General features: G+C 27.7%; 4 protein-coding genes. All 4 read left to right on the top strand.

Features of this window, described 5'->3' with window-relative positions; translation table 11 throughout:
* The first annotated feature begins 197 nt into the window (after positions 1–197).
* The 4 genes from HMPREF2846_RS06340 (at position 198) to HMPREF2846_RS06355 (ending at position 3745) form a co-directional block, all read left to right on the top strand.
* Positions 198–563, top strand: a complete 366-nt coding sequence (locus tag HMPREF2846_RS06340) for a DoxX family protein (protein ID WP_070626189.1) — start codon at positions 198–200, stop codon at positions 561–563.
* A 1329-nt stretch (positions 564–1892) separates the two neighbouring features.
* The gene (locus HMPREF2846_RS06345; RefSeq protein ID WP_070626191.1) at positions 1893–2939 is read left to right on the top strand and encodes a hypothetical protein; all 1047 of its coding nucleotides are present in this window, start codon (positions 1893–1895) and stop codon (positions 2937–2939) included.
* Between the two features lie 33 nt (positions 2940–2972).
* Positions 2973–3365 (top strand): hypothetical protein, encoded by a 393-nt coding sequence (locus HMPREF2846_RS06350; RefSeq protein ID WP_070626193.1) that lies wholly within the window; start codon positions 2973–2975, stop codon positions 3363–3365.
* A 62-nt stretch (positions 3366–3427) separates the two neighbouring features.
* Positions 3428–3745, top strand: coding sequence for a hypothetical protein (locus HMPREF2846_RS06355; protein WP_070626195.1), 318 nt, complete (start codon positions 3428–3430; stop codon positions 3743–3745).
* Positions 3746–4007: the final 262 nt, after the last annotated feature.

Raw genomic sequence — 4007 nt, forward strand, 5'->3', positions numbered from 1 at the left:
CAAAAAAATTGGTTATATATTAATCTATACCCTTCTTTAAAAAACACTCTTTACTCTACTCAGCAATCCTTAACCGCCTTAATTGGCGGTTTTTTTACTTTTAGGTTGCTATAAAATAATCTTGGTTGTAACATATACACATTACCATTTATAATTTTTTTGAAAGTGATTTTTAAATAGAAAGAGTTGATTTTAAAATGAAAGCTATATTAAGGTTCTTATATTCATTATTACTTCTAGTAGCAGGCATAGGGCATTTCACAAAAGAAAAGAATTTCGAGAGAGCGGTGCCAGAAGTTTTACCAGCGAAAAAATTCATTGTTCAATTTACTGGTATTTTAGAAATAATATTTGGCTTTTCACTTTGGATTAAAAAAGGGCAGAGTATTACAGGAAAGTTATTAGCTGCTTTTATGGTTGCAGTATTTCCTGCAAATATATATATGGCCATTAAAAAAATTCCTTTCAAAGCAGATAGTAGACCTAACAAAATAGTTCTGTGGCTTAGATTGCCGTTGCAAATTCCTTTAATAATAGGAGCTTTAAAATTAGGCAGAAAATAATTCTATATAGAAATTGAGTTCATTCACAATAGTTCAGATTTTACTGCCTTTAGTAAAGAATTTATAAAAAGAACCTAAATGTATTAGTTGAGTACATAGTGCTTATTAGGTAACCGCGTCAATTAAGATGTGGTTGCTTTTTATTTAGAAAAACTGAACAAACATTGACTATGTTGGCAGCAGTTTTAGATAAAGCTAAATTCATTTCGGTTTCGCTCATAGCTTCTACTTCTGCGTTCATTCGTTCTCTTCGATCAACGAGTTGTGTTTGAGGTTTTTTGCTTCAATACGCTCAAGTTGTTTTGCATAATCTATCTTTTCGGAATAAGTAAATTCTTTGCGTTCTTCATTTTCGCTAATTTCCATTTTAAATTATCAATTCATATATGGAAGTATGGTATTATAAAAATCATTTACATAATGGGGATTAAACACATTTTGTAGTAACTTTCTTGATATGCAGTAACTTTTTGTTCTACTCTCCATACATAGATTTAATTTTTTACAAGTTGCTGACTTTTATTTTAATTTTGAGGATTTGAACAAGTTGATTTTTTAAATGTATAACTTTAAGTTATACATTTTATTACATTGATAACTTTTGGCTATAGTTGTTGTTAAACTGTCTTAAATGGCGGTTTTTTTATGCTGAGAGAGTGCTTGTGTTGCATTGAGAAGTATTTTAATAGATAACTATACATAAAAAAGCCACTACACCGAAGTGCAGTGACTCGCTAAAATCATTAAAAAGGCATTGTATGACTAAAATGTACCTTGCAGGCACGCATATATAATAACATGAAAGTCTTGATTTGCATAAGAGGATTCTAAAAGTTGCGCTATATAAATGGCAGTAAGGACGATCTAATATTAAGCTGTCGTATGCTTAACCTAATGCGCTGAAATGATGTAAAAAAAGAAATATACTGACTTAGTAATGCTTCAAAGCTCAAAAATGAGCTGTGTCATCAGAATCCAAAATTGGTTTTTGTAAAAGTACACAACGCAAAATAGCGTTTTGATTACAATATAAAAGGAATGTCGTAAAATATGACTACTTTTAAATAAAGATAAGTGAAGTATCGGTAAGTCGTTAATGAGTCCGAATTTGGACGTTTTGAAGAATGTGTGTTGAACCGAAATTTTAAGAATACATATCAAATATTAACATGGTTTGTCTATAGTAATATTTGTTAAAACGAAGAACAAAGGGTATAGTTTCATATGTAGAAGCATTTATTAGTTATACGTGTTTTTTTAATATACTTATACCTCTATTTTGATGGATAATGTATAATAGGACTACTATATGTTGAAAGAGGGTAAAGTATGATACAAAAATTTATATCGCCTAATGATTTAATGAGAACATCTCAAGAAACATTAAAACAAATTGCTAATGAATTTGGTAAAACTATTAATGCAAATACTAGTGAATTAGTTGCTAGCATTTGGGAAGAGAGAGAGAAAGAAAAATTCAAAAGTGTTTTAGATAAGCATATCGACTATTTGTTTGCTCATCGTGGTTCTTATGTGTGTTACAAAGTAAATAAAGGTAATTTAACAAGTATGGTAAAAAAAGAACTCGCCCCTTTATTAAATAAAAAAATCACTCTCAAACATAATGATATTGGTAATGAACCAGAAATTGTAGGGGTATATAAACTTAAAGAAGAAGAGTATCTAGTTAAAGTTACTTACTTAGTTAAGTATGAAAATAGAATTGAGAATGATGATGTTATAAAAATTCCAATAATAGAACAAACTAATGTTTTAATAGATACAAAGAATGATGTTGTAGAAATAAGAACAAACTTTAAAATTTCTAGAAAAATAATTAATTTTTTCCATCAATTAGATAATGATATCGTGTTTGAAAATGTAAAAATTGAAAAAGATAATATAATAAGGAATTTAGATGCTACTATGACATCATCAAAAGGCTATACAATAGGCGCTGATATTAATTTAGATGATGAAGGAAAACTAGCAATAGAAAGAATAATTACTTTTATTGATAACGCTTTAGAAGATGGAAGTCAAAATTTAGAATATAGTGTTTTAATTGAGCAAATTGATAAATTAAGACAACAAGAAGAAGTTAATAATTTTGTGCTATTGTTAATAAATGGTTTGGGTAAGTTAGATTTAGGTTCAATATTTGATGATGAGAAAAAAGAGGATTTAAACAAAAATTCACTTTATAACTTAGTCAAGCCCTATCTAGAACCTAATACAATGTATCTAACTGTTCCGTTTACTGATGGAGTCGTGGAATATTTTACCATAAATGTTGGCTTGGAGAAAAATGTGATCACTTACCTAAGCACTCCAAATGAGAAATTAATTAGACATATTCGCAGTAAAATATTATAATTATCTCAAATTATTTACAAGGAGGGAAAAGTAATGAATAAATTTTTAATTAAAACGAAAATTGTTGATATCTTATCGGCGATTAAAAAGAGAAACAGAAGATTTTCCCCCTTGTTTATTGCTAGAGAATTAAACATAACTAATGAAGAAGCTGTTATATTTTTAAATGATTTAGTTAGAGATGGGTTGTTGAGTCAAATCTTTTGTGTGCGTTGTGATGAATGTCAATTTACTTACACATTTGAAAAATTTGAAGATATTCCATTTGGGAAAACGTTTGAATGCCCATATAACCATGAAACTTTTGTATATGAAGAGAAAGTTCAATTATGGTATAGAATAAATTTAGAAATGCTAAATGAATTACACAATTCACAAGAAGAAAGTGAGAGTAAAAAAAAAGAGAAGAAATTAATAAATACTTAAATCAATTTGGCAACAAACCGATTTATATACAAAATATAAACTTAAAAACGGAGGATATAATTGTGTGTTCAGGAAATAATAATTATCATAATAGTATTCACAATGATATTCAACAAGGGGATAACTCAACAACGAATATCGAAAGTAATATGACTAATCAAGAGAGTAAAGAAATCGAACAAAAAATATTAGAACTAAAACAAGAATTTATTAGTAATAATAAAGAAAATTCGATTGATATGATAGATATTTTTGAAAATGCTTTAAAAGAAAATGATGAACAAAAAGCTAAATCAATATTTACAGGTATTCAAGAGTTAATAGGATCAACAGAAAGCATATTAAACATTTCTGATTGGCTAACAAATTTTTTTAGTTAGTATATTTTTATGTAAAATAGGAGAAATTAAGGAAAATTATTTTATATTGAGAGATAATAATATATTTTAGTCAGAAAGATTATGCCTAAAAATAGTTGTTCACTTAAAAAATGTTTCATTGATTATTATAGGGATATAATAAATAGGTAAGTCTCGTCCTAGACTTACAAGTGCTTTTATAAGCAATATCCTATCTGATTATTTGACTGCCCCTTTGCTACATGAGAAAGCAAAGGGGTTTTTATTATTAAATATTGAAAAG

The organism is Staphylococcus sp. HMSC056G08 (assembly GCF_001812305.1).
GTDB lineage: Bacteria > Bacillota > Bacilli > Staphylococcales > Staphylococcaceae > Staphylococcus > Staphylococcus simulans.